A 688-nucleotide genomic window follows, 5' to 3' on the forward strand; every position below is an offset into this window, starting at 1 on the left:
ATTTCGTATCGAATGAGAGATAGCCCTGGCCTTAAATGTCATTAGTGCAAAAGCGCTTCACGACAATAACAGAAACCGCCCAAGAGTTGTTGACTCTAATAACATTGAAACACTGTTTTCTAATGATTAACTTGCCATTAAATACTTCTCGCCATATCGTTTACTTAGCTACAACTCCACCAAAACCGTCAATATAAAGGTGCAAACTCAATGTTCCCCGATATGCCTGGTAAGCCTTCAGCATCCTTGCTTAAAATCACCTACCTTATTTATGCCTTACATATTTTTAGTGCTATAAGTGGCCTGTTAACGCCAGCGTTTATTCTGACGGCTTTCCTTACCGGCTGGCCTTCGATCATAGCATTGGTTATGAGCTATATCTGGCGGGGTGATGCCGACGGTACCTTCTTGTATTCCCACTTTGACTGGTTAATCACAACTTTCTGGAAAGCCTTGGTTGGTTTAGTCATTGCCTGGATTCTGATCGTGACCATTATTGGCGCAATCATTGGGGTTCCTATTATGTTGGCAGTTGGCGTTTGGGTACTTTACCGATTAGGAAAGGGGCTATTTGCTTTGAATGATAGGCGCCACCTAGCATGAGCCATTCGCTATCGTCTCAAATTTTAAACGTGACCAGGGCTCGTTCTATTATTAAGCTTGAAGATATCCAAAGCTTATGGAGTGG

1 protein-coding gene is annotated in these 688 nt (G+C 42.6%); it reads left to right on the top strand.

The genetic code is table 11. From position 1 onward, the window contains the following. Positions 1-210: 210 nt before the first annotated feature. A complete protein-coding gene (locus A3729_RS16315; protein WP_068514263.1) occupies positions 211-603 on the top strand; it encodes a hypothetical protein in 393 nt (130 codons plus the stop codon). Positions 604-688 lie beyond the last annotated feature (85 nt).

The organism is Oleiphilus sp. HI0043 (assembly GCF_001634935.1).